This window comes from Paramesorhizobium leguminum, assembly GCF_003217235.1.
Lineage (GTDB): Bacteria > Pseudomonadota > Alphaproteobacteria > Rhizobiales > Rhizobiaceae > Paramesorhizobium > Paramesorhizobium leguminum.
Genome location: NZ_QJTF01000005.1, coordinates 85,188 through 107,107 on the forward strand (window position 1 = coordinate 85,188; position 21,920 = coordinate 107,107).

A 21,920-nucleotide genomic window follows, 5' to 3' on the forward strand; every position below is an offset into this window, starting at 1 on the left:
CCGGAGGCCGCTGCTGATGCCGGGGCTGGCGATGATCCGGCAGGTCGAGGCCGTAGGCTTCCGCTCATGGCCTGCCACATCGGTGCATTACGATGGCACATGGGCGATCCGCGTCACCGCGGCATACCCATCCCGGCGGCTCAATTCCATCAATCCGCTCGATCCGGCCGATATCCGCGATATTCCAATGCGCGTCGAACGTGCCGCGCAGCGATTGCGCGCCTATGCCAGGCGCCCGACCTTCCGGCAGACGCCGCTGATGCCACCAGGGCTTGAGGACTATCTCAAGGCGGAAGGCTGGGAGATTGTTGGCGAAACGATCGTGCTGGGTGCGGATCTTCGGAAACTGAACCTCGACCGAGCGCTCGATCAGATCCCCCTGCGCGACATCGGGCGCTATGCCGACGCCTCCTTGAAGATTCACGAACGGGACGCGAGCGTACGGCCGGGTTTGTCCGAACTCCTCAACGGAATCAAGCCGCTTAAAGGCATGTTCGTGGTCGAGGAGGAGAACAGTCCGCTCGCGGTGGCACTCTGTGTGCAGGATGGGGCGATGGCCGGACTCTTCGATCTTGGCACCGCGCGGACAAGCCGCCGGCGCGGCCACGGCCGAACCATCGTCGCTTCGGCGCTCAAATGGGCGCGCAAGCAGGGCGCAAAGACGGCATGGCTGCAGGTGGAAGCGGACAATCTGGCCGGACGGGCGCTTTATGAGCGCTTCGGTTTCTCCGAACTCTATCGTTACGCCTATTGGGAAAGCCCGGAAGCATGAAGAACGAGAATTCGGCGAATTCTCAGTCGGAGAGCCTCGGGTCATCTTCGGGATCGGGGGACTTCGGATGATCGGAGGAAGGAAAATCCTTCTCGTAGCGGCATGCGCTCTGGTCGATACGGATGGCCGCGTGCTGCTGGCGCAGCGGCCAGAGGGCAAATCGCTTGCCGGGCTCTGGGAGTTTCCGGGTGGCAAGGTCGAGCCACGCGAGACCCCCGAGGAAACGCTGATCCGCGAGCTCGCGGAAGAGATCGGCATCGTTACCAAGGCTGCCTGCCTGGCGCCGCTCACTTTTGCCAGTCACGCTTATGAGGATTTCCATCTCCTCATGCCGCTTTATATCTGCCGGCGTTTCGAGGGCATCGCGCGCCCGCTCGAGGGGCAGCGGCTCAAATGGGTGCGGCCGCGCGACATGCGCGATTATCCGATGCCGCCGGCTGACGAGCCGCTCATTCCCTTCCTGATTGATCTTCTGTGACGTTAACCGATCCTTTATCTCATTTTTTAAACGATCCTTCACCTCGATCTGGCAATTCTGAATGCTAGGCGGGTCTGGAGTTGCCACATGGGTTTTGACGATCATTCCTTCAAAAAGGACTATAGCGACTATTCTTCCGGTTCGATGGCCGAAGCGCGTTCTGGTGCATTGCGCGTAGCGTTGCTGTTCGGTTCAGCCGCCATCGCGCTGGCGATGATTCTGGTTCCGATCCTCAACAATCGTTCCAAGGATGTCGTGACGCAGTCGCTGTTTCCCAATGGCGTCGATACGATGGCGACCGGATCGATCAGGAACTCGCAAGCCTATACGGTACGCAGAAGCGTATTGCAGCCGACGCCGCAGGCCGTTTGTATCGTTCACACCGATGGAACCAGGAACGGCGAGTGCTGAATAAGCCTTACGGCTTTTCTTCCTTTTCCGCTGCTTTCAACGCCTCAGCCAGTGAGACTTTTGCCGAGCCGGGCTTGAGCGGCTGTTGCTGCGAGGCATGGGGCGCCCAGCCTGACATCCAGATGATGGAGAAGGTAGCGCGAATGCGGCCATCGGGATCGCTGAAGCGTTCGGCGTAAATCTCAGCCGCGCGGGCAAAGAAGCGGCGGGATACGGGCCGGCGCGAACGGCCAAGCAAGCTGTTCTGCATCCCCATGGCGCGCAGATCGGCAATCAGCGCGAACATATGATCGTAACGCACGGTAAAACTCTCGACATCGGTGACGGGCAGGGCAAAGCCCGCCCGCTGCAGCAGTGCACCGGCATCACGCACATCGGCAAAAGGCGCGACGCGCGGCGATGCGCCGCCGGTCAGTTCCACTTCCGCGGCAAGCAGGCTTTCACGCAACTCGCCAAGCGTGCCGCCGCCAGCCATCGCGCCGAGAAAGAGGCCATCTGGTGTCAACGCATGGCGGAGCTGGAAAAGCACGCCGGGCGTATCGTTGGTCAATTGCATGGACAAGAGCGAGACGATCAGATCGGCGCTTGCGGGGGCAAGCGGCAAAGCTTCGTCATCAGCGACAATATTCATGAAACGATCGCGCAGGAAGACGGTGTCCTGCTCGATGCGAACGATCGTATCGGCCTTGCCTGAACGAGCGATGGCCTGAGCCACAAGGCCAGTATGGCCTCCGATATCGATAGCCAGATCGAAGCGACGCTCAACCATGGCAAGCCGATCCTCCAGATCGTCCGCTGCCCGCGCCAGCAAAAAATCCATGCCGGGCCCGAGTTTAGCCATGGCGCGTCTGCGATTCGCCTGAATCAGTTTGCGGTCGAACAGGCCGTTTTCCTGCATGGCTCAAGCCTTTTCCTTATTAGCCTGTTCGGCATATAGTGCATTTCCAATGCATCCAAACGGGGGTGATTGCAATGGATAAGGGGGATGCGGAAAAGCTCAATATTGCGCGGAAGGTCGCCGGCCATCTGGCGGGACAGGTGGCTGGGCTTCTTTTCCCTCCGCAATGCGCCGGCTGCCATCGTGCGGTGGCGGACCCGGGGACGCTGTGCGGACAATGCTGGTCGCGCTTGCGGTTCATAGAGCGCCCCTATTGCACGGTGATGGGAACGCCCTTCAGCCACGATCTGGGCGAAAATTTTCTCTCCGCCGAGGCAATCGCCGATCCGCCGCCTTTCCGGCGGGCGCGGGCGGCGGTGATCCATGACGGTGTACCGAAACGCATGGTGGTCTGGCTCAAATACCATGACCAGACCAATCTGGCGCCGTGGATGGCACGATGGATATTACGGGCAGGCAGCGAGCTTATCGCCGATAGCGACGTTATCGTGCCGGTGCCGCTCCATCCGTTTCGCTTCTGGTCGCGTCGCTTCAATCAGGCAGCAGAGCTGGCCCGCGCGCTTGCCCGGCTGGCGGACAAGCCATTCGAGCCGGAAGCGCTCAGGCGCGTCAAGCGAACGCGCCAGCAAGTTGGCCTTGCGGCTTCCGAGCGTCAGCGCAACGTGAGCGGGGCCTTCCGTGTCCCTCCCGAGCATGAAATCAAGATCAGTGGCCGGAACGTCCTACTTATCGACGATGTCTATACCACGGGAGCGACCGTAAAGGCGGCTACGCGGGCGCTATTGCGCGCACATGCCGCTTCCGTTGATGTGCTGACTTTTAGCCGGGTGCTTGGGGAAACAATAAATAGCGAATAAGTCGCCATTATAAATGGTCATTACCCATGCGCTATGTATGAGTTACAACCTATGTGGCCGGTATGGACCCTAAGAAAACTGGAGCGGGCGAAGGGATTCGAACCCTCGACCCCAACCTTGGCAAGGTTGTGCTCTACCCCTGAGCTACACCCGCTCGCGCCAGTCAGCTAGTCGCTGAGGACGGGTGCTATATGGCCCAACATCCGGACGAATGCAACAGGAAATCGACGGAAAGATTCATTTGTTTTTCGCCTGTGGATTTCCCCCATGGTTTCCCATTGCGATAAGCCGGCGCCTCATGGAAGATGCCGCCCGATGATAGTGACCGCTTGATGAGCCGCAGCTTCCCATGCCGAAAAACCCCGATGAACTTTTTGCCTTTCTCGATGAGCTTGGCATCCAGACCAGGACGGTGACGCATCCGCCGCTATTCACCGTCGCCGACTCGCAGTCGTTGCGCGGCGAGATTCCGGGCGGCCATACCAAAAACCTCTTCCTCAAGGACAAGAAGGATAATTTCTTCCTCTTGACCGTTGAGGAGGATGCTACAGTTGATCTGAAGTCGGTGCACACCCTGATTGGTGCCGCAAGCCGTGTCTCCTTCGGCAAGCCGGAGAAGCTGATGGAATATCTGGGCCTCCTGCCCGGCTCGGTCAGCGCGCTTGGCGCCATCAACGACACCGGACACAAGGTAAAGATCGTTCTGGATGAGCACCTGATGAGGCATGAAATCATTAACGCCCATCCGCTGACCAACGAGGCGACGACGACTATAGGGTGCGATGATCTTGTCCGGTTCCTACGCGCAACGGGGCACGAGCCGGAAATTCTGCCTGTCGCCACGGTGGCGGAGCCACGATAAAGAGGCCCGGCGGGGCTTGAAACATCCGTGTGAAAACACAAACTGACCATAGACTGCGACCACCGCATCGCGAAGGATGGAACGATGAGCACCGATATCAGCGCCGGCAGCCGGACAGACGCGAACCCCTCCGCAAAGGGCAACCCGGACCCCGCCATGCTCATCAAGGAAACCACGACGCAGGCATTTTCCGCTGATGTCATCGCCGAATCGCGCAACCAGCCAGTGCTTGTCGATTTCTGGGCGCCGTGGTGCGGGCCGTGCAAGCAGTTGACGCCGGTTCTGGAGAAGGCCGTCAAGGAAGCCGGTGGCAGCGTCAAGCTGGTGAAGATGAATATCGATGACCATCCGGCCATCGCCGGCCAGCTCGGCATCCAGTCTATCCCCGCCGTCATCGCCTTTGTCGACGGCCAGCCGGTTGATGGTTTTATGGGTGCAGTGCCCGAATCGAAAGTGAAGGAATTCATAAGCAAGCTGGGTGATGGCGGCGGAGGAAAGGACGCGGCAATTGAGGAAGCGCTCGCCGCTGCCGCCGAGCTCGTCACCCATGCGGATTATGACGAGGCCAGCCAGCTCTATTCCGCCATATTGGAGCAAGCCCCCGGCAATGTCGCCGCCATCGCCGGACTGGCGAATTGCCTGATCGAGACGGGCGACAGGGAACGCGCGCGCGAAGTATTGGCGCAAGTGCCGGATGACAAGAAGAACGATGCGGCGATCCGCTCGGTGGAAACCCGTCTCACGCTGGCGGAACAGGCGGCGAAGCTCGGCGACCCGAAAGCGCTTGAGGCAAAACTCGCCAAGGATCAAAATGACCATCAGGCGCGTTTTGACCTAGCCATGATCCGCAGCGCCGAAGGGCGCCACATGGAAGCTGCCGATGGGCTACTGGCGATTATGAAATCGGATCGCGGCTGGAATGATGACGGCGCGCGCAAGCAATTGCTGCAGTTCTTCGAGGCATGGGGACCTGCTGACGAGGCGACACTTGCCGCGCGCCGCAAATTGTCTTCGCTGCTCTTTTCGTAATCCGAAAAGTCGCAGACTTTTTGGGATTAGAACGCCGCAAAGGCTGGCATTGTGCCTATGCAATAGTTGCCAAACGATCGGCTGGGAGTGAGTTCGATGCAGGCGGGCAATGCCCACTACCGCACCATGACGGACATTCCGGATATCGTTCCGGTTTTTCCGGTGAAAGCCGCGCTGCTTTTGCCCGGTGGGCAGTTGCCGCTCAATATCTTCGAGCCGCGCTATATCGAGATGCTCGATGCCGTCATGGCCGGAAAGCGCATCATAGGCATGATCCAGCCCCGCCTTGAGGGCGACGCGAGCGCCGCCGCACGGGCTGTAGCCGATCTTTGTGATGTCGGCTGCATGGGCCGTGTCACAACCTACTCCGAAACCGGCGACGGACGTATTCTGATCACATTGCAAGGCATTTGCCGTTTTCGGGTTCTCGAAGAGGTTCCGTCCCGCCTGCCCTTCCGCCAGTGCCGCGTCGCGCCATTTCTGACCGATCTGGCGGAAACGGCCGGCGCTGAGGGCGTCGATCGCCAGGCATTGCTCAAAGCCTTCCGCGACTATCTCGACGCCAACGACCTTCAGGCGGATTGGGACGGCATCTCTCGCGCCGGCAACGAGACGCTGGTGAACGCGCTTTCTATGATGTCGCCCTTTGGCCCGGCGGAAAAGCAGGCGCTGCTCGAAGCCCCCGATCTCAAGACCCGCGCGGAAACGCTGATCGCCATTACCGAAATCGCGCTGGCAAAAGAAAAAGACGATTTCGGCTCCGGCCTGCAATAACCCCCCAAACCAAACGAGAACCGACATGAGCAAAGAGAAAAATTCCGCCGCCATAGATCCGAAACTTCTGGACCTTCTCGTCTGCCCGCTGACCAAGGGTCGCCTCATCTATGATAAGGAGAATGGCGAGCTGATTTCGGAGAAGGCACACCTCGCCTATCCCGTGCGCGACGGCATCCCCATCATGCTGCCTTCGGAAGCACGCAGCATAAATGAGTGAGCAGTGAGCGGTGAACAGTGAGCAGTGAGCAGAAAGGCGTTCTTCTTCGCACCGCTCACTGCTCACGGCTTACTGCTCACTCCGAGTAGTTGAAATCCCGCCGCCCCTTGGTCTATGACACGCCATCATTCCCAGCGAAGGCGCGACATCATGGCATCCAGAAAACTTCTCCTTCTGTCAGGCGACGGCATCGGTCCGGAAGCAATGGCGGAAGTTCGCAAGATCATTGCCTCTCTCAATGCGGATCTGGGCCTTGGCTTCGAAACCGAAGAAGGGCTGGTTGGCGGCGCGGCCTATGATGCGCATGGCAAGGCCATTTCCGAAGAAGACATGGACAAGGCCCTCGCCGCCGACGCCGTGCTTTTCGGCGCGGTCGGCGGCCCGAAATGGGACAGCGTGCCCTATGATGTCCGTCCGGAAGCAGGCCTTCTTCGCTTGCGCAAGGATATGGAACTCTTCGCAAATTTGCGCCCCGCGATCTGCTATCCGGCCCTTGCGGCCTCGTCCTCCCTCAAGCCGGAAGTCGTCGAGGGCCTCGACATCCTCATAGTTCGCGAACTGACCGGCGGCGTCTATTTCGGCGAGCCGAAGGAGATCGTCGACCTCGGCAATGGCCAGAAGCGCGGCATCGACACGCAGGTCTATGATACCTTCGAGATCGAGCGCATCGCCGGCGTCGCCTTCGAGCTTGCCCGCACAAGAGGCAACAAGGTCACCTCGATGGAAAAGCGCAACGTCATGAAGTCGGGCGTTTTGTGGAACGAGGTGGTGACCGCGACGCATAAGGCCAAATATTCCGACGTTACGCTCGAACACATGCTGGCCGATGCCGGCGGCATGCAGCTGGTGCGCTGGCCCAAGCAATTCGACGTCATCGTCACCGACAATCTCTTCGGCGACATGCTGTCGGACGTGGCCGCCATGCTCACCGGCTCGCTCGGCATGCTGCCCTCAGCTTCGCTGGGCGCCCCGGACGCCAAGACCGGCGCCCGCAAGGCGCTCTATGAGCCGGTCCACGGCTCCGCCCCCGATATCGCGGGCAAGGGCATTGCCAACCCGATCGCCATGATCGCCTCGCTCGCCATGTGCCTACGCTATTCCTTCAACCTGATCGCCGAAGCCGACCGCCTGGAAGCGGCGATTTCCGGCGTTCTCGATGAAGGCCTGCGCACCGCCGATATCTGGTCCGAAGGGACGAAAAAGATCGGAACGGCTGAAATGGGCGATGCGATTCTGGCAAAGTTCAAGGCGCTGTCGGCTTGAGTTGTGGAATGCCCTCATCCGCCTGCCGGCACCTTCTCCCCGCACGCGGGGAATCGGGCGAAGCGGCAACGTCTACGCCCCCTCTCCCCGTTCTTCACGGGGAGAGGGTAATGGTGAGGGGCGGCTAAAACGCCAAAAAAATAACTGCCCGATTTCAGGCTGCAATCCTCGCAAATGCCGCTAAAACTAGCCGCATGCTGTTCACGCTTCCTGACCAAGACAAACTCTACGACGCGCTGCTCGCCCGCGATGCCTCTTATGAAGGCCGCGCCTATGTCGGCGTTACCTCGACCGGCATCTTCTGCCGCCTGACCTGTCCGGCGCGCAAGCCCAAGCGGGAAAACTGCCGCTTCTTCGCGTCGGTCGCCGAATGCATGGCCGATGGCTTTCGGGCCTGCAAAAGATGTCATCCGCTACAGCCCGCCGCAGAGGCGGACCCTTCCGTGAAAAAGCTTCTGGATGCGCTGGAAGATGATCCGTCGCGGCGCTGGGGCGAGGACGATGTGGCGCGGATGGGCCTAGATCCCTCAACCGTCCGCCGCAGTTTTCGCCGCCATTTCGGCATGACCTTTCTCGAAATGGCGCGGCAGGAACGCTTGCGCCATGGCTTTCAGGCGCTGGCCGATGGCGGGCGTGTGATCGACGCGCAGATCGATGCCGGCTTCGAATCGCCCGAAGCCTTCCGCAGCGCTTTCGCGCGCATTTTAGGATTACCACCGGCGCAGCTTCGGAAGGGCAGCCTGTTGCGCGCGGACTGGATCAGGACACCGCTCGGCGCCATGATCGCAATCTGCGACGCGAAGAACCTGCATATTCTGGAATTCGCCGACCGCAAGGCGCTGCCGGCGGAACTGAAAAAGCTCCATGCAGCCTGTCGCGGCGATATCGGCATCGGCCGTTTTGCAACACATGATCTGGTGGAACGCCAGCTCGAAAGTTTCTTTGCAGGCAAATCCGCAAGCTTCGATCTTCCGCTCGCAATGCATGGCAGCCCGTTCACGCAAGATGTATGGCGCGAACTCCAGAAGATCGAAGCCGGGGAAACGCGCAGCTACAGCGAGATCGCGCAAGCCATCGACAAGCCGCTTGCGGTGCGCGCTGTCGCGCGGGCCAATGGCGCCAACCAGATCGCCATCATCATCCCCTGCCACCGCGTCATCGGCGCGGACGGCTCGCTCACCGGCTATGGCGGCGGCCTATGGCGCAAGCAAAAGCTGATCGAGATCGAGGCGCAGTATCGGTAGCCCCTCCTTCCCCCTTGCGGGGAAGGTGCCCGCGTTAGCGGGCGGATGGGGGTGGTAAAGGCAGCGCACTGTGGTCGCCCATTGGAGCACAACCGTCACCACCCCCACCCGGCCCTACGGGCCACCCTCCCCGCAAGGGGGAGGGTAGGTGTTCAGGCGATCACTTGATCGCGTCGAGATCCACGTTCTTGCGTTCACGCACGAAGAGCATGCCGATGACAAAGCTCATCGCGGCGATGATGATCGGGTACCAGAGGCCGTAATAGATATTGCCCTTGGCCGCGCTCAGCGCGAACACCGTTGCCGGTAGCAACCCGCCAAACCAGCCATTGCCGATGTGATAAGGCAGCGACATGCCGGTGTAACGGATGCGGGTCGGGAACATCTCCACCAGGATGGCGGCGATCGGCCCGTAGACCATGGTGACATAGATCACCAGCACCGTCAGGATGGCGATGGTCAGCGGCCAGTTGACGGCAGCGGGGTCGGCAACCATCTTGAACGCGCCGCCATTGGGGATGGTGTAGACCGCCTGGTCAGCGCCACCCGCCGCCTCCGCTTCCGCCGGGGTCAGGAGCTTGTTCTTGGCCAGATCCGCCGTTGGCATCGTGGCTTTCTCACCGGCCCGGACCGCGTTCACATCGAGGCCCAGTTCCGGATTGGCTGCGGCGAACGCGTTGAGCTTGGAGTCCGGCACCTTGGCCGAGTCGCGCACCAGCGGGAACCCGGCCTTCTGCAAGGCCACGTTCATGTCATGAGCAAACTTGGCGGATGCCCCAGCCACACCGGCGCCGGCCGCCGCCGCGTCATAGGACGTGACGGTCGCGTCTCCGATCTTGACCGTGGCGGGCGAACCTGCCGGGCCTGGAACGGTTTCATAAGGCACCGAGGATTTCGACAGAAACGCCGTGGCGACGTCGCAGGAATTGTTGAACTTGGACGTACCCGTTGGATTGAACTGGAAGGTGCAATCGCCGGGGGCAGCCGTCACGGTCGCCTTGATCGTCTGTTCGGCCTGCGCCAAGGCCGGGTTGGCCGCATAGGTCAGCGCCTTGAACAGCGGGAAATAGGTGAGCGCCGCGAGCAGCAGCCCCGCCATGATGATCGGCTTGCGGCCGATCTTGTCCGACAACCAGCCGAAGAACACGAAGAAGCCGGTGCCCAGAACGAGGGCAAGCGCGACCATGATGTTGGCCGACTGGTTTTCCACCTTCAGCACGTTCTGCAGGAAGAACAGCGCGTAGAACTGGCCGCAATACCAGACGACCGCCTGCCCGGCGGTGAGGCCGAACAGCGCGATCAACGCAATCTTGGCGTTCTTCCACTGGCCGAAGGCTTCCGACAGCGGCGCCTTGGAGCCCTTGCCCTCTTCCTTCATGCGCTTGAAGGCCGGCGATTCGCTCATCTGCAGGCGGATCCAGACGGAAATGCCGAGCAGGAAAATCGAAAACAGGAACGGAATGCGCCAGCCCCAATCAGCGAAAGCCTCCTTGCTCATGCTATTCTGGATGATCAGGATCACAATCAGTGACAGGAACAGGCCAAGCGTCGCCGTGGTCTGAATCCATGAGGTGAAGAAGCCGCGCCGATTGTTGGGCGCGTGTTCCGCCACGTAAGTGGCAGCCCCCCCATATTCGCCGCCAAGCGCCAGACCCTGCAGCATACGCAAGGCAATCAGGATTGTCGGCGCAAGGATACCCCACTTCGCCGAGCCGGGCAGAAGGCCGACCAGGAAGGTCGATGCACCCATGATGACGATGGTAATGAGGAAGGTATATTTGCGCCCGACGAGATCCCCCAGCCGGCCGAACACAAGCGCGCCGAAAGGCCGCACGAGAAAGCCCGCGGCAAAGGCGAGCAGCACGAAGATGTTGCGGGTCGTCTCCGGGTATTGGCTGAAGAAGGCCGCGCCGATGAAGCTGGCGAGCGTGCCGTAAAGATAGAAATCGTACCATTCGAAAACGGTGCCGAGCGACGAGGCGAAGATGACTTTCTTCTCCTCGCGCGTCATTTTCTGCGTGCCGATATCGGCACTCGCGGTCATGGTCATTTGTGTGTCCTCCCAGACAGCATGTATAACGGAAAAGCGAAGCAGCCGGTTCCTCCAACCGGATGCCTCGCGATAAACATGAGCATCATGCCCCGAAACGCGCAATTCGTGCAGTATTCTTTAGTCTAAGAAGGCGTCCGCATTCGCGCGCCACGGCAATTGACTCTTGAACAAAACGGGATAGAAGCGTTATCGGACAAGGAGAACCCCGCGATGTCTAGCGTATCGGCAGCGCCAGCTATGTCTGATCTTTCCGGCCTTCTCGCCGGATGCGGGCGCATGTTCTCCTCCACCAAGGCCAAAACCACCACGAAAACGACCGCCAAAACGGTCTGATTCCCTTGGCCTGCTCGCCCCCTCCCCGGGCTTGGTCCGGGGGAAGGATAACCCGCGTGGCCACCGGGTTTCTTGCATAAAGCGGAGAGGGACAGGAGAAAACAAATGGGTTTCAAAGTTGCGGTAGTAGGCGCCACGGGCAATGTGGGCCGCGAAATGCTCAATATTCTTGAAGAACGCGGCTTCCCCGCCGATGAAGTGGTGGTGCTCGCCTCGCGCCGCAGCCAGGGCACGGAAGTCTCCTATGGCGACCGGACGCTGAAGGTGAAGGCGCTCGATACGTATGACTTCTCCGACACGGATATCTGCCTGATGTCGGCGGGCGGCACGGTTTCGAAGGAATGGTCGCCGAAGATCGCTGCGCAGGGCTGCGTCGTCATCGATAATTCGTCCGCCTGGCGCTATGATCAGGACGTGCCGCTGATCGTGCCGGAAGTGAACCCGGACGCCATCGAGGGCTTCCGCAAGCGCAACATCATCGCCAATCCGAATTGCTCGACGGCGCAGCTCGTCGTGGCGCTGAAGCCGCTGCACGATGCGGCAAAGATCAAGCGCGTCGTCGTCGCCACCTACCAGTCGGTTTCCGGCGCGGGCAAGGAAGGCATGGACGAATTGTTCGAGCAGTCGCGCGGCGTCTTCGTGGCCGATCCGATCACCACTAAGAAGTTCACCAAGCGCATCGCCTTCAACGTCATCCCGCATATCGACGTGTTCATGGAGGACGGCTACACCAAGGAAGAATGGAAGATGGTGGCCGAAACCAAGAAGATGCTCGATCCGAAGATCAAGCTCACGGCGACCTGCGTGCGCGTGCCGGTATTCATCGGCCATTCCGAAGCCGTGAATATCGAGTTCGAGAAGCCGATTTCCGCTGAAGAGGCCCGCGAGATCCTGCGCGATGCGCCGGGCTGCCAAGTGATCGACAAGCACGAAGACGGCGGCTACATCACGCCTTACGAGTCCGCCGGAGAGGACGACACCTTCATCTCCCGCATCCGCGAGGATATCACGGTGGAGAACGGCCTTGCCATGTGGATCGTCTCCGACAACTTGCGCAAGGGCGCCGCGCTCAACGCCATCCAGATCGCCGAACTGCTGGTGCTGCGCGGCCTGATCAAGCCGAAGGCGCTCGCGGCCTAGAACCGCGCCCTATCACCGTCACCCTACCGCGTCGTCATCCTCGGGCTTGTCCCGAGGATGACGACGAAGTGTCTACTCCGCGCTCGCCTCGATCCGCTCCATATCGTCGTCGGAAAGGCCGAAATGGTGGCCTATTTCATGGATGAGCACGTGGGTGACGATCTCGCCCAGCACTTCTTCATGCTCAGCCCAATAGTCGAGAATGGCGCGGCGGTAGAGCGTGATCCGGTTCGGCCCCTCCCCGGTCGCCACTGAAAAGCGCTCGCCGATGCCGCGCCCCTCGAAAAGGCCCAGGAGATCGAACGGCGTTTCCAGATTCATATCATCGACAATCTGGTCTTCGGGAAAGTCCGCCACTTGAATGATGATGTCGCCGCAGAGGCTGCGGAACGGCGCGGGCAGGTGCGCGAAGGCCTCGATCGCCAGTGATTCCATTTCATCGAGCGAAGGCGAAAATCGGTTAGCCCAATCGCCGGTCTGGTCGGTGCGGGCCATGTCTTTTCCTTTTTCTGCCGGACGCCATTAAGCGACGCCCGGAACATAACCAGCTGAGGAGCTTAGGCCCAGGGGCGCGTTTCGGCGTTCTGCGCCTCGAAGCGGGCGATATCAGGCGCCTTTTCCATCGTCAGGCCTATGTCGTCGAGACCGTTGAGCAGGCAATGACGCTTGAAATCATCGAGGTCGAATGTGATCGAGCCGCCATCGGGTCCATGGATTTCCTTGGTTTCCAGATCGACGGTCAGCGTCGCATTGGCGCCGCGCGACGCGTCGTCCATCAGCCGGTCCAGATTTTCCTGAGAAACCGTGATCGGCAGAATGCCGTTCTTGAAGCAATTGTTGTAGAAGATGTCGGCGAACGAGGTCGAAATCACGCAGCGAATGCCGAAATCGAGCAGCGCCCACGGTGCATGCTCACGCGAGGAACCGCAGCCGAAATTGTCGCCCGCGACAAGGATCTGCGCATTGCGGTAGGCCGGCTTGTTGAGTACGAAATCCGGATTTTCCGACCCGTCCTCGCGGTAGCGCATCTCGGCAAAAAGCCCGGTGCCCAGCCCGGTGCGCTTGATCGTCTTCAGATAATCCTTCGGAATGATCATGTCCGTGTCGATATTGATGATCGGCAACGGAGCGGCAACGCCGGTGAGCTTGGTGAACTTATCCATGGTGACTTACCTAGGCTTGACTTTTCTTTTCCAATCGCAAGGCTTTACACCAGCTTGGCGCGGAGTAAAAGCTCCAAAGCCGATACAATCGCGACACTGGAAAAGGATGGAACAGATGAAACTCTACCGCTTCATCACCGGCCCCGACGATGCGCAATTCTGCCACCGCGTCACCGCCGCCCTCAACAAGGGCTGGCTGCTACATGGCTCTCCGACTTATGCGTTCAACGCGGCCACGGGCGTGATGCATTGCGGCCAGCCGGTGTTGAAGGAAGTCGAAGGCGTGGAATATACGCCGGATATCAAGCTCGGGGATTATTGAGTTCTTGGTACAGCTGCCCCTCACCCTTACCCTCTCCCCGTAAAGAACGGGGAGAGGGAGACCTTGATGTTGGCAACAGTTCTGCTGCGGTTCTGCCAAGCGTGACGGAAAAGAAGTAGCGCAACGTCAGCGCCCCCTCTCCCCGTTCTTTACGGGGAGAGGGTAAGGGGGAGGGGCAATTGCCACATTCTGCCTCAACCCAATCCCCTTTTTGCAATCATCGCATCCGGCGTCGGCATTTTCCCGCGGAAGGCCTTGTATAGCTCTTCCGGGTCGCGTGACCCACCCGCTGAATAGATATAGCGCTTGAGCCGCGCGGCAAGATCGGGATTGAAGGCATCGCCCGTTTCTTCGAAGGCGCTGAAAGCGTCGGCGTCGAGCACCTCCGACCACATGTAGGAATAATACCCCGCCGAATAGCCGTCGCCCGAAAACACGTGAGTGAAATGCGGGGTGCGGTGGCGCATGATGATCGCGTCGGGCATCCCAAGCCCCTTCAATGTCTCCGCCTCGAAGGCCAGCGGATCGGCAGTCGGCTCCCCGTTCGCGTGAAACGCCATGTCTACCAGCGCTGACGCGGTGAACTCCACCGTATCGAAACCGGCATTGAACGTCTTGGCCGCCAGCATCTTGTCAAGAAGCGCCTTCGGCATCGGCTCGCCGGTCTTGTAGTGAAGCGCATATTTCTCCAGCACTTGCCGCGTGGTCAGCCAATGCTCGTAGAGCTGCGAAGGTAGTTCGACAAAATCGCGTGAAACGGCGGTGCCGGAAATGGCCGGCCATGTCACATCCGACAACAGCCCGTGCAGCGCATGGCCGAATTCGTGGAACAGCGTGCGTGCGCCGTCGAGCGACAGCAACGCCGGCTCGCCCTTTGGCGGCTTGGCGAAATTCATGACGTTATAGATGATCGGCTCCGCGCCAGCGCCCAGCTTGTGCTGCGATTGCAGCGCGCTCATCCATGCGCCCGACCGTTTCGACTGGCGGGCAAAATAATCGCCCAGGAACAAACCGCGTCTGCTGCCGTCGGGGTTCTTCACCTCCCAGACGCGCACGTCCGGGTGCCATGTCGGGATGCCCTTCTTTTCTTCGAAATGAATGCCGAACAGACGCGTGGCGACATCGAACGCCGCCTCGATGATCTTTTCCAACTGCAGATAAGGCTTCAGCTCCGCCTCATCGAAGGCAAAACGCTCGGCCCGAAGCTTTTCCGCATAATAGCGCCAGTCCCACGGCGCTACCTTGTGATTGCCCCCTTCGGCGGCAATCAGCCGTTCGAGCCCAGCCTCCTCTTCCGCTGCCCGCGCCCGCGCCTTTTCCCACACCGGTTCGAGCAGCTCCATCACCGCTTCCGGGGTCTTGGCCATGGTGTCGTCGAGCTTGTAGGCGGCGAAGCTCTCATATCCCAGCAGCTTCGCCTTTTCGGCGCGCAAGCCAACCATCTGCGCCACGATGGCGCGATTGTCCGATGCGCCGCCATTTTCCCCGCGCTTCGCCCAGGCGAGGAACGCCTTTTCACGCAATGCCCGGTTTTCCGAGAACGTGAGGAAGGGCTCCATAACCGCCCGCGCCAGCGTCACCGCCCAGGCTTCAGGCTGCCCGCGCTCCTCCGCCGCGCCGCGCATCGCCTGGCGCACGAAATCCGGCAGACCCGCAAGGTCGGCCTCATCGGTGATGAACAAAGCCCAATCAGCCTCGTCCTTCAGCACATTCTGCCCGAATTGCGCGCCCAACGTCGCCAGTTTCTCATTGATGTCAGCAAGCCGCGCCTTGCCGGCATCGTCGAGCTTCGCGCCGCTGCGCACGAAGCGCTTCCAGATCTTTTCGAGAACCCGCAGCGTCTCCCCATCGAGACCGAGCGTTTCGCGCGCGGCATGGAGCGCATCGATGCGGGCGAACAGCCGGCTGTCCATCATGATGACAGAATAATGCCGTGACAGCTTCGGCGCGACCTCGCGCTCCATCGCCTGTATGGTTTCGTTGGTATGCGCTCCGGCCCGTACGCCGAAGATTGCGGAAACGTGATCGAGCGCCTTGCCGGTAAGCTGCAGCGCCTTCAGCGTATTGTTGATCGTGGGCGCCTCGCCATCATTAGCGATAGCTTCGATCTCGGCCATATCCTCCGCAAGCGCCGCATCGAAGGCCGGCCCGAAATCCTCGTCGGAAAAAGCGCTAAAATCGGGTAGCCCGAGTGGTCCCCTCCAGACGGACAGGGCGGGATTGACGGCGGCTTTCGTAGCGGACATGGGCGAGAACTCCGTTTGATTGGAATGCGGACGCTTCCATCTAAGGCCCCACGAGCCATGCCCCAAGGAAAGCTGCCCCAATTGACCGGCCTTGACTTCTGCGCGCTCGGGTAGCAAATCATCGCCGGCGTCGCCGCAAAACACTGCAACGGCGATTTTTTAACCGGAGTTCTACTCTAATGCCAAGCGACAGTCACAGTCGATTGTTTGAGCCGTCATCGGCAGCCGTGATCTGACCGCTTGGGTATCGGCCCAAGAGCTGGTTTCTCACGATCCTGCCCATGACGGCGGATCGACGGAAAGGCAAGCCGATGACCCCGAAAAGCTTCTCCCCGGAAGTCACCAAGCCCGAAATCCCTGATATCGCCGATCTTCCGGCGATGGCGATCGCGCAACATCTCGCCGCGATGAATCCGGCTGATGCGATCGAAGTCCTGAACGATATCGATATCGATGATGCCATCGGCGCGATTGAGCATCTGCCGCAGGAATACGCCGTAAACCTGCTCGACCGGCCTGAACTGCGCCGAACGGCCGAGATTTTCGAGAACTTGCCGCTCGACCAGGCCGCCGGCCTGCTCGACGCCATGTCGGCGGACCGCGCCACGGATGTTTTTCAGGAGCTGGATGAGCCAACCCGCACACGGCTTTTCGCCGCGCTCGCGCCGGAAACCCGGGCCGCGCTGAAAACGCTGCTGGGTTTTCCACCCGATACAGCCGGCAGCCTGATGACGACTGAGTTCATCGCCGTGCCGGCCAGCTGGACCGTCTCACGCACCCTGCAATATATCCGCGAGGTGGAGCGCTCGCGCGAAACCATCTACGCTATCTACGTCGTCGATCCCCGCACGAAGGTGCTGGAACGCGTCGTGACGCTGCGCCGCCTCATCACCAGCGAGCCGGACGAGCGCATCATCTCCATCAGTCGCGACGAAGCGCCGCTCGCTATCTCGCCCCTGACCGACCGCGAGGATGTCGCGCGGCTCTTCCGCAAGCATGATCTGCTCGCCGTGCCTGTTGTCGACGAAGACGACCGCGTCATCGGCATCGTCACGGTCGATGACGTGCTCGACGCCATGACGCAGGAGATGAGCGAGGACGCCTACAAGTTCGGCGGCCTCGAAGCCATCGACAAACCCTATATGGAAATCGGCTTCCGCGAAATGTTGAAGAAGCGCGGCGGCTGGCTCTGCGTGCTTTTCCTGAGCGAGATGCTGACTGCCAGCGCCATGCAGCATTTCGAGGGAGAGGTGGCAAAGGCCGTGGTGCTGTCGCTGTTCATCCCGCTCGTGATGAGCTCCGGCGGCAATTCCGGCTCTCAGGCCACGTCACTCCTGATTCGCGCCCTGGCGCTGCAGGATGTAAAACTGCGCGACTGGTGGAAGGTGGCGCTGCGCGAATTGCCAACCGGCATCGCCTTGGGCGCGCTGCTCGGCGTCATATGCCTGATCCGCATCACCGCATGGCAGGAGCTGGGCTTTTATAACTATGGGCCGCACTGGGTCCTCATCGCCTTCACTGTAGCCACCGCATTGGTCGCCATCGTCACCTTCGGCTCGCTCGCCGGCTCGATGCTGCCCTTCATCCTGCAAAAGCTCGGTTTCGACCCGGCAAGCGCCTCGGCGCCGTTCGTGGCCACGCTGGTGGACGTCACGGGACTGGTAATCTATTTCTCCGTGGCCCTGGTGATTCTGAATGGCACCTTACTTTAGATGAGATTTCTCGGAGGTAGAGAATCAGGTCAGGGCGAGGCGAAAATGGTGGTTTTCGAGAACCGGAGCGGAGTGTACTTTTAGTACATGAGCACCGGAAGCGCAGAAAAACGCCATTTGCAGGCCGCCCTCACCTGATTCGCCCCCCTTTCGCAAACGCGGAAAATCCTGTATGCACCGCCGCAAATGACAACGGCGTTCGCATGGCGGCGTCCCAACCCCCATACAGAGTAACTCTTATGAAATTGCGCAACATCGCGATCATTGCCCACGTCGACCATGGGAAGACCACCCTCGTCGACGAACTTTTGAAGCAGTCCGGCTCGTTCCGCGAGAACCAGCGCGTTGCCGAACGCGTCATGGATTCCAACGATCTGGAAAAGGAACGCGGCATCACCATTCTCGCCAAGGCGACTTCGGTCGAGTGGAAGGGCGTGCGCATCAACATCGTCGATACACCGGGCCACGCCGATTTCGGCGGCGAGGTCGAGCGTATTCTCTCGATGGTCGATGGTGCGATCGTTCTGGTCGATTCCTCCGAAGGCCCGATGCCGCAAACCAAGTTCGTCGTCTCCAAGGCGCTGAAGGTCGGCCTCAAGCCCATCGTCGCCATCAACAAGATCGACCGTCCGGATGGCCGCCACGAGGAAGTCATCAACGAGGTCTTCGACCTCTTCGCCAATCTCGACGCCACCGACGAGCAGCTCGATTTCCCGATACTCTACGGTTCGGGCCGCGACGGCTGGATGAACGTCAACCCGGAAGGCCCGAAGGACCAGGGCCTCGCGCCGCTTCTCGATCTGGTGCTTGCCCACGTTCCGGAGCCTAGCGTAGGCGACGAAGACGGCGCTTTCCGCATGATCGGCACGATTCTGGAAGCCAACCCCTTCCTGGGCCGCATCATCACCGGCCGTATCCATTCCGGTTCCATCAAGCCGAACCAGCCCGTCAAGGTTCTGGGTCAAGACGGCAAGCTCATCGAGCAGGGCCGCATCTCCAAGATCCTCGCTTTCCGCGGTATCGAGCGCACGCCCATCGAGGAAGCCCATGCGGGCGATATCGTCGCCATCGCCGGCCTCTCCAAGGGCACCGTCGCAGACACGTTCTGCGATCCGTCGGTCACCGAAGCGCTGCATGCCCAGCCGATCGATCCGCCGACCGTCACCATGTCCTTCATCGTCAACGATTCGCCGCTTGCCGGCACCGAAGGCGACAAGGTGACGAGCCGCGTCATCCGCGACCGTCTGCTCAAGGAAGCCGAAGGCAATGTCGCGCTGAAGATCGAGGAAGCCGAGGGCAAGGATTCGTTCTACGTTTCCGGGCGCGGCGAATTGCAGCTTGCGGTTCTGATCGAAACGATGCGCCGCGAAGGCTTCGAGCTTGCCGTCTCGCGTCCCCGCGTCGTCATGCACAAGGACGAGAGCGGCACCCTTATGGAGCCGATCGAGGAAGTCGTCATCGACGTCGATGAAGAGCATTCCGGCGTCGTCGTGCAGAAGATGTCCGAACGCAAGGGCGAGATGGTCGAGCTGCGTCCTTCGGGCGGCAATCGCGTCCGCCTGCGTTTCTACGCCCCGACCCGCGGCCTCATCGGCTACCAGTCGGAGCTTTTGACCGACACGCGCGGCACGGCAATCATGAACCGCCTGTTCCATGATTATCAACCCTACAAGGGCGTGATCGGCGGCCGTATCAACGGCGTTCTTCTCTCCAATGCGTCCGGTGAAGCCGTCGCCTACGCCATGTTCAACCTGGAAGACCGCGGCCCGATGATCATCGATCCGGGCGACAAGGTGTATCAGGGCATGATCATCGGCATTCACAGCCGTGACAACGATCTCGAGGTCAACGTGCTCAAGGGCAAGCAGCTCACCAACATCCGCGCCGCCGGCAAGGATGAGGCGGTCAAGCTCACCCCGCCGATCCGCATGACTCTGGACCGCGCGCTTTCCTGGATTCAGGACGACGAGCTGATGGAAGTGACGCCGAAATCGATCCGCCTGCGCAAGATGTATCTCGACCCGAACGAGCGCAAGCGCTTCGAAAAGAGCAGCAAATCCGGCGCTGCGTAAGCAACCGGAATATCAAAACGGCGCCCCAGCGGCGCCGTTTTTCATTCCGCATCTTTTGTACTGCTTTAAGCCCCTCTTTATCACAGTCTGGGGATTGCCTGCGTCGCTCCGTCTTTTTCATTGCCGCCGGTCGCTTCCCGCGCCTATGCTTGGGCCATGACGACGCTGACCATCGATATAAGACGTGCCGTCCTCGAAGATGCGACTGCGATCGCGGACGTGCATCATGAAGCCTGGCAGGGCGCCTATGCGGGAATCATTCCGCACAAGGCACTCAATGCCATGCTGGAACGCCGCCGCGCGGAATGGTGGGCGCGCGCCATCCGGCTCTCCACGCAGATATTGGTGGCGGAGGCCGGCGGAAAAGTCGTCGGCTATGCGACGCTCGGCCCCAATCGGGCGCACCAATTGACCCAAAAGGGCGAAATCTACGAGCTCTATATCCAGCCGGAATACCAGGGCATCGGCCTTGGCGGACGCCTGCTGCGCACCGCTCGCCGCTGCCTTGCGGACATGGGGTTACCGGGCACCGTCATATGGGCGCTTGAGGATAATACGCTCGCCCTGTCTTTTTATCGCGGCGCTGGCGGCAGAGATATCGCGGAAAGCATCGAGTGCTTTGACAGCAAGACGCTGAAAAAGGTCGCCTTCGCCTGGAATTAATCCCTTTGGGCGCCATTTTTCCAACTCAAGTTCTTCATCCTTCCGGAGCGTTTCGTTTTTGTTGCGCCGCGCCATGAAACCCGTTATCAGGGCGCCAAACGAAAGGGTGCCTCCATGAATATCGATGCCATCTCAATCGGCTCCAACCCCCCCGAAGATGTCAATGTTATTGTCGAAGTGCCGGTCGGCGGCCAGCCGATCAAGTACGAGATGGACAAGAAGGCGGGCGCGCTGATCGTCGACCGCTTCCTCTATACGCCGATGACCTATCCCGGCAATTACGGCTTCGTGCCGCACACGCTTTCCGAGGATGGTGACCCCATCGACGTTCTGGTTTGCAACACGCGGGAGCTGGTGCCGGGCTGCGTCATCAATGTGCGCCCCATCGGGGTGCTTGTCATGGAAGACAATGCCGGCAAGGACGAGAAAATCATCGCCGTCCCCTCGCCGCACCTGACGCGCCGCTATGAAAAGGTGCACAATTACACCGATCTGCCGGAAATCACGCTGCAGCAGATCGCTCATTTCTTCGAGCACTACAAGGATCTGGAGCCCGGCAAATGGGTGAAGATCGGCGATTGGGGCGATGAGGACTATGCGCGCCAGTTCATCACCGAGGCGATCGAACGCGCTAAGAAGGTCAAGGTGGCCTGAGGTTGAAGCAGCCGATTTCTATAAAGCCCGTCCTCGCGACGGGCTTTTTGCTTTTTCGGGCCGCCGTGTTGTTATTGTCCCCGGCCAAACCAAGCGCCTGAAGCTTGCGGACCAGTGCGCCGGGATCACCCGATACATGCACCTGCTTCAGCCTTGAAGTCGCTCCGCCCGTCACCGCCACGCTGCCGCCGGCAACACTGAGCGTCTTGGCGAGAAGCTTTTCCAGCGCCTTATTGGCCTTGCCGTCTTCCGGGACAGCGCGAACCCGTGCCAGCACATAACGCCGACCGTCCGCGCCCTCACCGATGCCTTCCACAGCGTCCTTCGCCGATTTAGGCGTCAGCCGCACGAAAACAGTGAGGCCGTCCTTTTCGGTTCGAAAGCAACTCCCGGTCAAAAGCATGGTCCTGAAAAGTTGCAGACTTTTCGGATGAGACCATACGCCCACTCTATATCAGCAGGGGCGCGATGGTCGTCCACAGCAATTGGCGCAGGAAGAAAATGATCAGAAGCAGGATGATGGGGGAAATATCGATCCCGCCAAGATTGGGCAGGAAATTGCGGATCGGCCGCAAGGCCGGTTCCGTTACCCGATAGAGAAAATCGCCGACGGAAGCCACGAAGCGATTGCTGGAATTGATGACATTGAAGGCATAGAGCCACGAGAACACCGCCGAGGCGATAATGATCCAGGTATAAAGGCTGAGCGCCAGGTCGATGGTGCGTAGCAACGCGAGCATGGATATCTCCTTCA

General features: G+C 60.3%; 23 protein-coding genes, 1 tRNA gene and 1 pseudogene. 17 read left to right on the plus strand and 8 right to left on the minus strand.

The window, feature by feature from the left end; all coding sequences use genetic code 11:
- The first annotated feature begins 13 nt into the window (after positions 1-13).
- The 3 genes from C7477_RS05840 to C7477_RS05850 all read left to right on the plus strand — a co-directional run bounded on the left by C7477_RS05840 (position 14) and on the right by C7477_RS05850 (position 1,661).
- Positions 14-772 (plus strand): GNAT family N-acetyltransferase, encoded by a 759-nt coding sequence (locus C7477_RS05840; protein WP_181418362.1) that lies wholly within the window; start codon positions 14-16, stop codon positions 770-772.
- A gap of 67 nt (positions 773-839) precedes the next feature.
- Positions 840-1,250: a (deoxy)nucleoside triphosphate pyrophosphohydrolase gene (locus tag C7477_RS05845; RefSeq protein ID WP_110749999.1), complete on the plus strand. Its 411-nt coding sequence runs from the start codon at positions 840-842 to the stop codon at positions 1,248-1,250.
- A gap of 87 nt (positions 1,251-1,337) precedes the next feature.
- The gene (locus C7477_RS05850; RefSeq protein WP_245411739.1) at positions 1,338-1,661 is read left to right on the plus strand and encodes a hypothetical protein; all 324 of its coding nucleotides are present in this window, start codon (positions 1,338-1,340) and stop codon (positions 1,659-1,661) included.
- A 7-nt stretch (positions 1,662-1,668) separates the two neighbouring features.
- Here the strand turns inward: C7477_RS05850 and C7477_RS05855 are convergent, their stop codons facing one another.
- Complete coding sequence (locus C7477_RS05855; RefSeq protein WP_110750001.1) at positions 1,669-2,559, minus strand: methyltransferase domain-containing protein; 891 nt, start codon at positions 2,557-2,559, stop codon at positions 1,669-1,671.
- Positions 2,560-2,633: 74 nt separating this feature from the next.
- On the opposite strand from C7477_RS05855, the gene C7477_RS05860 reads away from it, so the two are divergent.
- The gene (locus C7477_RS05860) at positions 2,634-3,416 is read left to right on the plus strand and encodes a ComF family protein (protein WP_110750003.1); all 783 of its coding nucleotides are present in this window, start codon (positions 2,634-2,636) and stop codon (positions 3,414-3,416) included.
- Positions 3,417-3,495: 79 nt separating this feature from the next.
- On the opposite strand, the gene C7477_RS05865 is transcribed toward C7477_RS05860, so the two are convergent.
- A tRNA-Gly gene (locus tag C7477_RS05865) sits at positions 3,496-3,570 on the minus strand.
- Between the two features lie 195 nt (positions 3,571-3,765).
- Between C7477_RS05865 and C7477_RS05870 the strand changes: the two genes are divergently transcribed.
- The 6 genes from C7477_RS05870 to C7477_RS05895 all read left to right on the plus strand — a co-directional run bounded on the left by C7477_RS05870 (position 3,766) and on the right by C7477_RS05895 (position 8,808).
- On the plus strand, positions 3,766-4,278 hold the full coding sequence (locus C7477_RS05870; protein WP_110750005.1) for a prolyl-tRNA synthetase associated domain-containing protein: 513 nt from the start codon (positions 3,766-3,768) through the stop codon (positions 4,276-4,278).
- An 84-nt stretch (positions 4,279-4,362) separates the two neighbouring features.
- A complete protein-coding gene (gene trxA, locus C7477_RS05875; protein ID WP_110750007.1) occupies positions 4,363-5,307 on the plus strand; it encodes a thioredoxin in 945 nt (314 codons plus the stop codon).
- Positions 5,308-5,403: 96 nt separating this feature from the next.
- Positions 5,404-6,081, plus strand: coding sequence for an LON peptidase substrate-binding domain-containing protein (locus C7477_RS05880; protein ID WP_110750009.1), 678 nt, complete (start codon positions 5,404-5,406; stop codon positions 6,079-6,081).
- A 25-nt stretch (positions 6,082-6,106) separates the two neighbouring features.
- Positions 6,107-6,301 (plus strand): Trm112 family protein, encoded by a 195-nt coding sequence (locus tag C7477_RS05885; RefSeq protein WP_110750011.1) that lies wholly within the window; start codon positions 6,107-6,109, stop codon positions 6,299-6,301.
- Positions 6,302-6,451: 150 nt separating this feature from the next.
- Positions 6,452-7,564: a 3-isopropylmalate dehydrogenase gene (gene leuB, locus C7477_RS05890; protein WP_110750259.1), complete on the plus strand. Its 1,113-nt coding sequence runs from the start codon at positions 6,452-6,454 to the stop codon at positions 7,562-7,564.
- A 194-nt stretch (positions 7,565-7,758) separates the two neighbouring features.
- The gene (locus C7477_RS05895; protein ID WP_110750013.1) at positions 7,759-8,808 is read left to right on the plus strand and encodes a bifunctional transcriptional activator/DNA repair enzyme AdaA; all 1,050 of its coding nucleotides are present in this window, start codon (positions 7,759-7,761) and stop codon (positions 8,806-8,808) included.
- A 160-nt stretch (positions 8,809-8,968) separates the two neighbouring features.
- On the opposite strand, the gene C7477_RS05900 is transcribed toward C7477_RS05895, so the two are convergent.
- Positions 8,969-10,858: an MFS transporter gene (locus C7477_RS05900; RefSeq protein WP_110750015.1), complete on the minus strand. Its 1,890-nt coding sequence runs from the start codon at positions 10,856-10,858 to the stop codon at positions 8,969-8,971.
- Positions 10,859-11,071: 213 nt separating this feature from the next.
- Here C7477_RS05900 and C7477_RS19355 point away from each other — a divergent pair, with 213 nt between their 5' ends.
- Positions 11,072-11,194, plus strand: coding sequence for a hypothetical protein (locus C7477_RS19355; RefSeq protein WP_281032521.1), 123 nt, complete (start codon positions 11,072-11,074; stop codon positions 11,192-11,194).
- 105 nt (positions 11,195-11,299) lie between these two features.
- Entirely contained in the window at positions 11,300-12,334 is a 1,035-nt protein-coding gene (locus tag C7477_RS05905; protein ID WP_110750017.1) for an aspartate-semialdehyde dehydrogenase, read from the plus strand.
- A gap of 72 nt (positions 12,335-12,406) precedes the next feature.
- On the opposite strand, the gene C7477_RS05910 is transcribed toward C7477_RS05905, so the two are convergent.
- Positions 12,407-12,829: a metallopeptidase family protein gene (locus C7477_RS05910; protein ID WP_110750019.1), complete on the minus strand. Its 423-nt coding sequence runs from the start codon at positions 12,827-12,829 to the stop codon at positions 12,407-12,409.
- Positions 12,830-12,891: 62 nt separating this feature from the next.
- Positions 12,892-13,497, minus strand: coding sequence for a 3-isopropylmalate dehydratase small subunit (leuD, locus tag C7477_RS05915; RefSeq protein ID WP_110750021.1), 606 nt, complete (start codon positions 13,495-13,497; stop codon positions 12,892-12,894).
- Positions 13,498-13,612: 115 nt separating this feature from the next.
- On the opposite strand from leuD, the gene C7477_RS05920 reads away from it, so the two are divergent.
- Positions 13,613-13,819, plus strand: a complete 207-nt coding sequence (locus C7477_RS05920; RefSeq protein ID WP_110750261.1) for a DUF1737 domain-containing protein — start codon at positions 13,613-13,615, stop codon at positions 13,817-13,819.
- Between the two features lie 194 nt (positions 13,820-14,013).
- Here the strand turns inward: C7477_RS05920 and C7477_RS05925 are convergent, their stop codons facing one another.
- The gene (locus tag C7477_RS05925) at positions 14,014-16,065 is read right to left on the minus strand and encodes a M3 family metallopeptidase (RefSeq protein ID WP_110750024.1); all 2,052 of its coding nucleotides are present in this window, start codon (positions 16,063-16,065) and stop codon (positions 14,014-14,016) included.
- A 311-nt stretch (positions 16,066-16,376) separates the two neighbouring features.
- On the opposite strand from C7477_RS05925, the gene mgtE reads away from it, so the two are divergent.
- The 4 genes from mgtE to ppa all read left to right on the plus strand — a co-directional run bounded on the left by mgtE (position 16,377) and on the right by ppa (position 21,166).
- A complete protein-coding gene (gene mgtE, locus C7477_RS05930) occupies positions 16,377-17,777 on the plus strand; it encodes a magnesium transporter (protein ID WP_110750026.1) in 1,401 nt (466 codons plus the stop codon).
- A 239-nt stretch (positions 17,778-18,016) separates the two neighbouring features.
- Positions 18,017-19,849 carry a translational GTPase TypA gene (gene typA, locus C7477_RS05935; RefSeq protein ID WP_110750028.1) on the plus strand — a complete coding sequence of 611 codons (1,833 nt, stop codon included), beginning with the start codon at positions 18,017-18,019 and terminating at the stop codon, positions 19,847-19,849.
- A gap of 156 nt (positions 19,850-20,005) precedes the next feature.
- Entirely contained in the window at positions 20,006-20,512 is a 507-nt protein-coding gene (locus C7477_RS05940) for a GNAT family N-acetyltransferase (RefSeq protein WP_110750263.1), read from the plus strand.
- Between the two features lie 114 nt (positions 20,513-20,626).
- A complete protein-coding gene (gene ppa / locus C7477_RS05945) occupies positions 20,627-21,166 on the plus strand; it encodes an inorganic diphosphatase (protein WP_110750030.1) in 540 nt (179 codons plus the stop codon).
- 88 nt (positions 21,167-21,254) lie between these two features.
- On the opposite strand, the pseudogene C7477_RS05950 reads toward ppa, so the two are convergent.
- Positions 21,255-21,569: pseudogene (locus C7477_RS05950) on the minus strand (DUF167 family protein); the annotation flags it as partial.
- A gap of 46 nt (positions 21,570-21,615) precedes the next feature.
- Positions 21,616-21,906: a YggT family protein gene (locus C7477_RS05955; protein WP_110750034.1), complete on the minus strand. Its 291-nt coding sequence runs from the start codon at positions 21,904-21,906 to the stop codon at positions 21,616-21,618.
- Between the last annotated feature and the right edge of the window lie 14 nt (positions 21,907-21,920).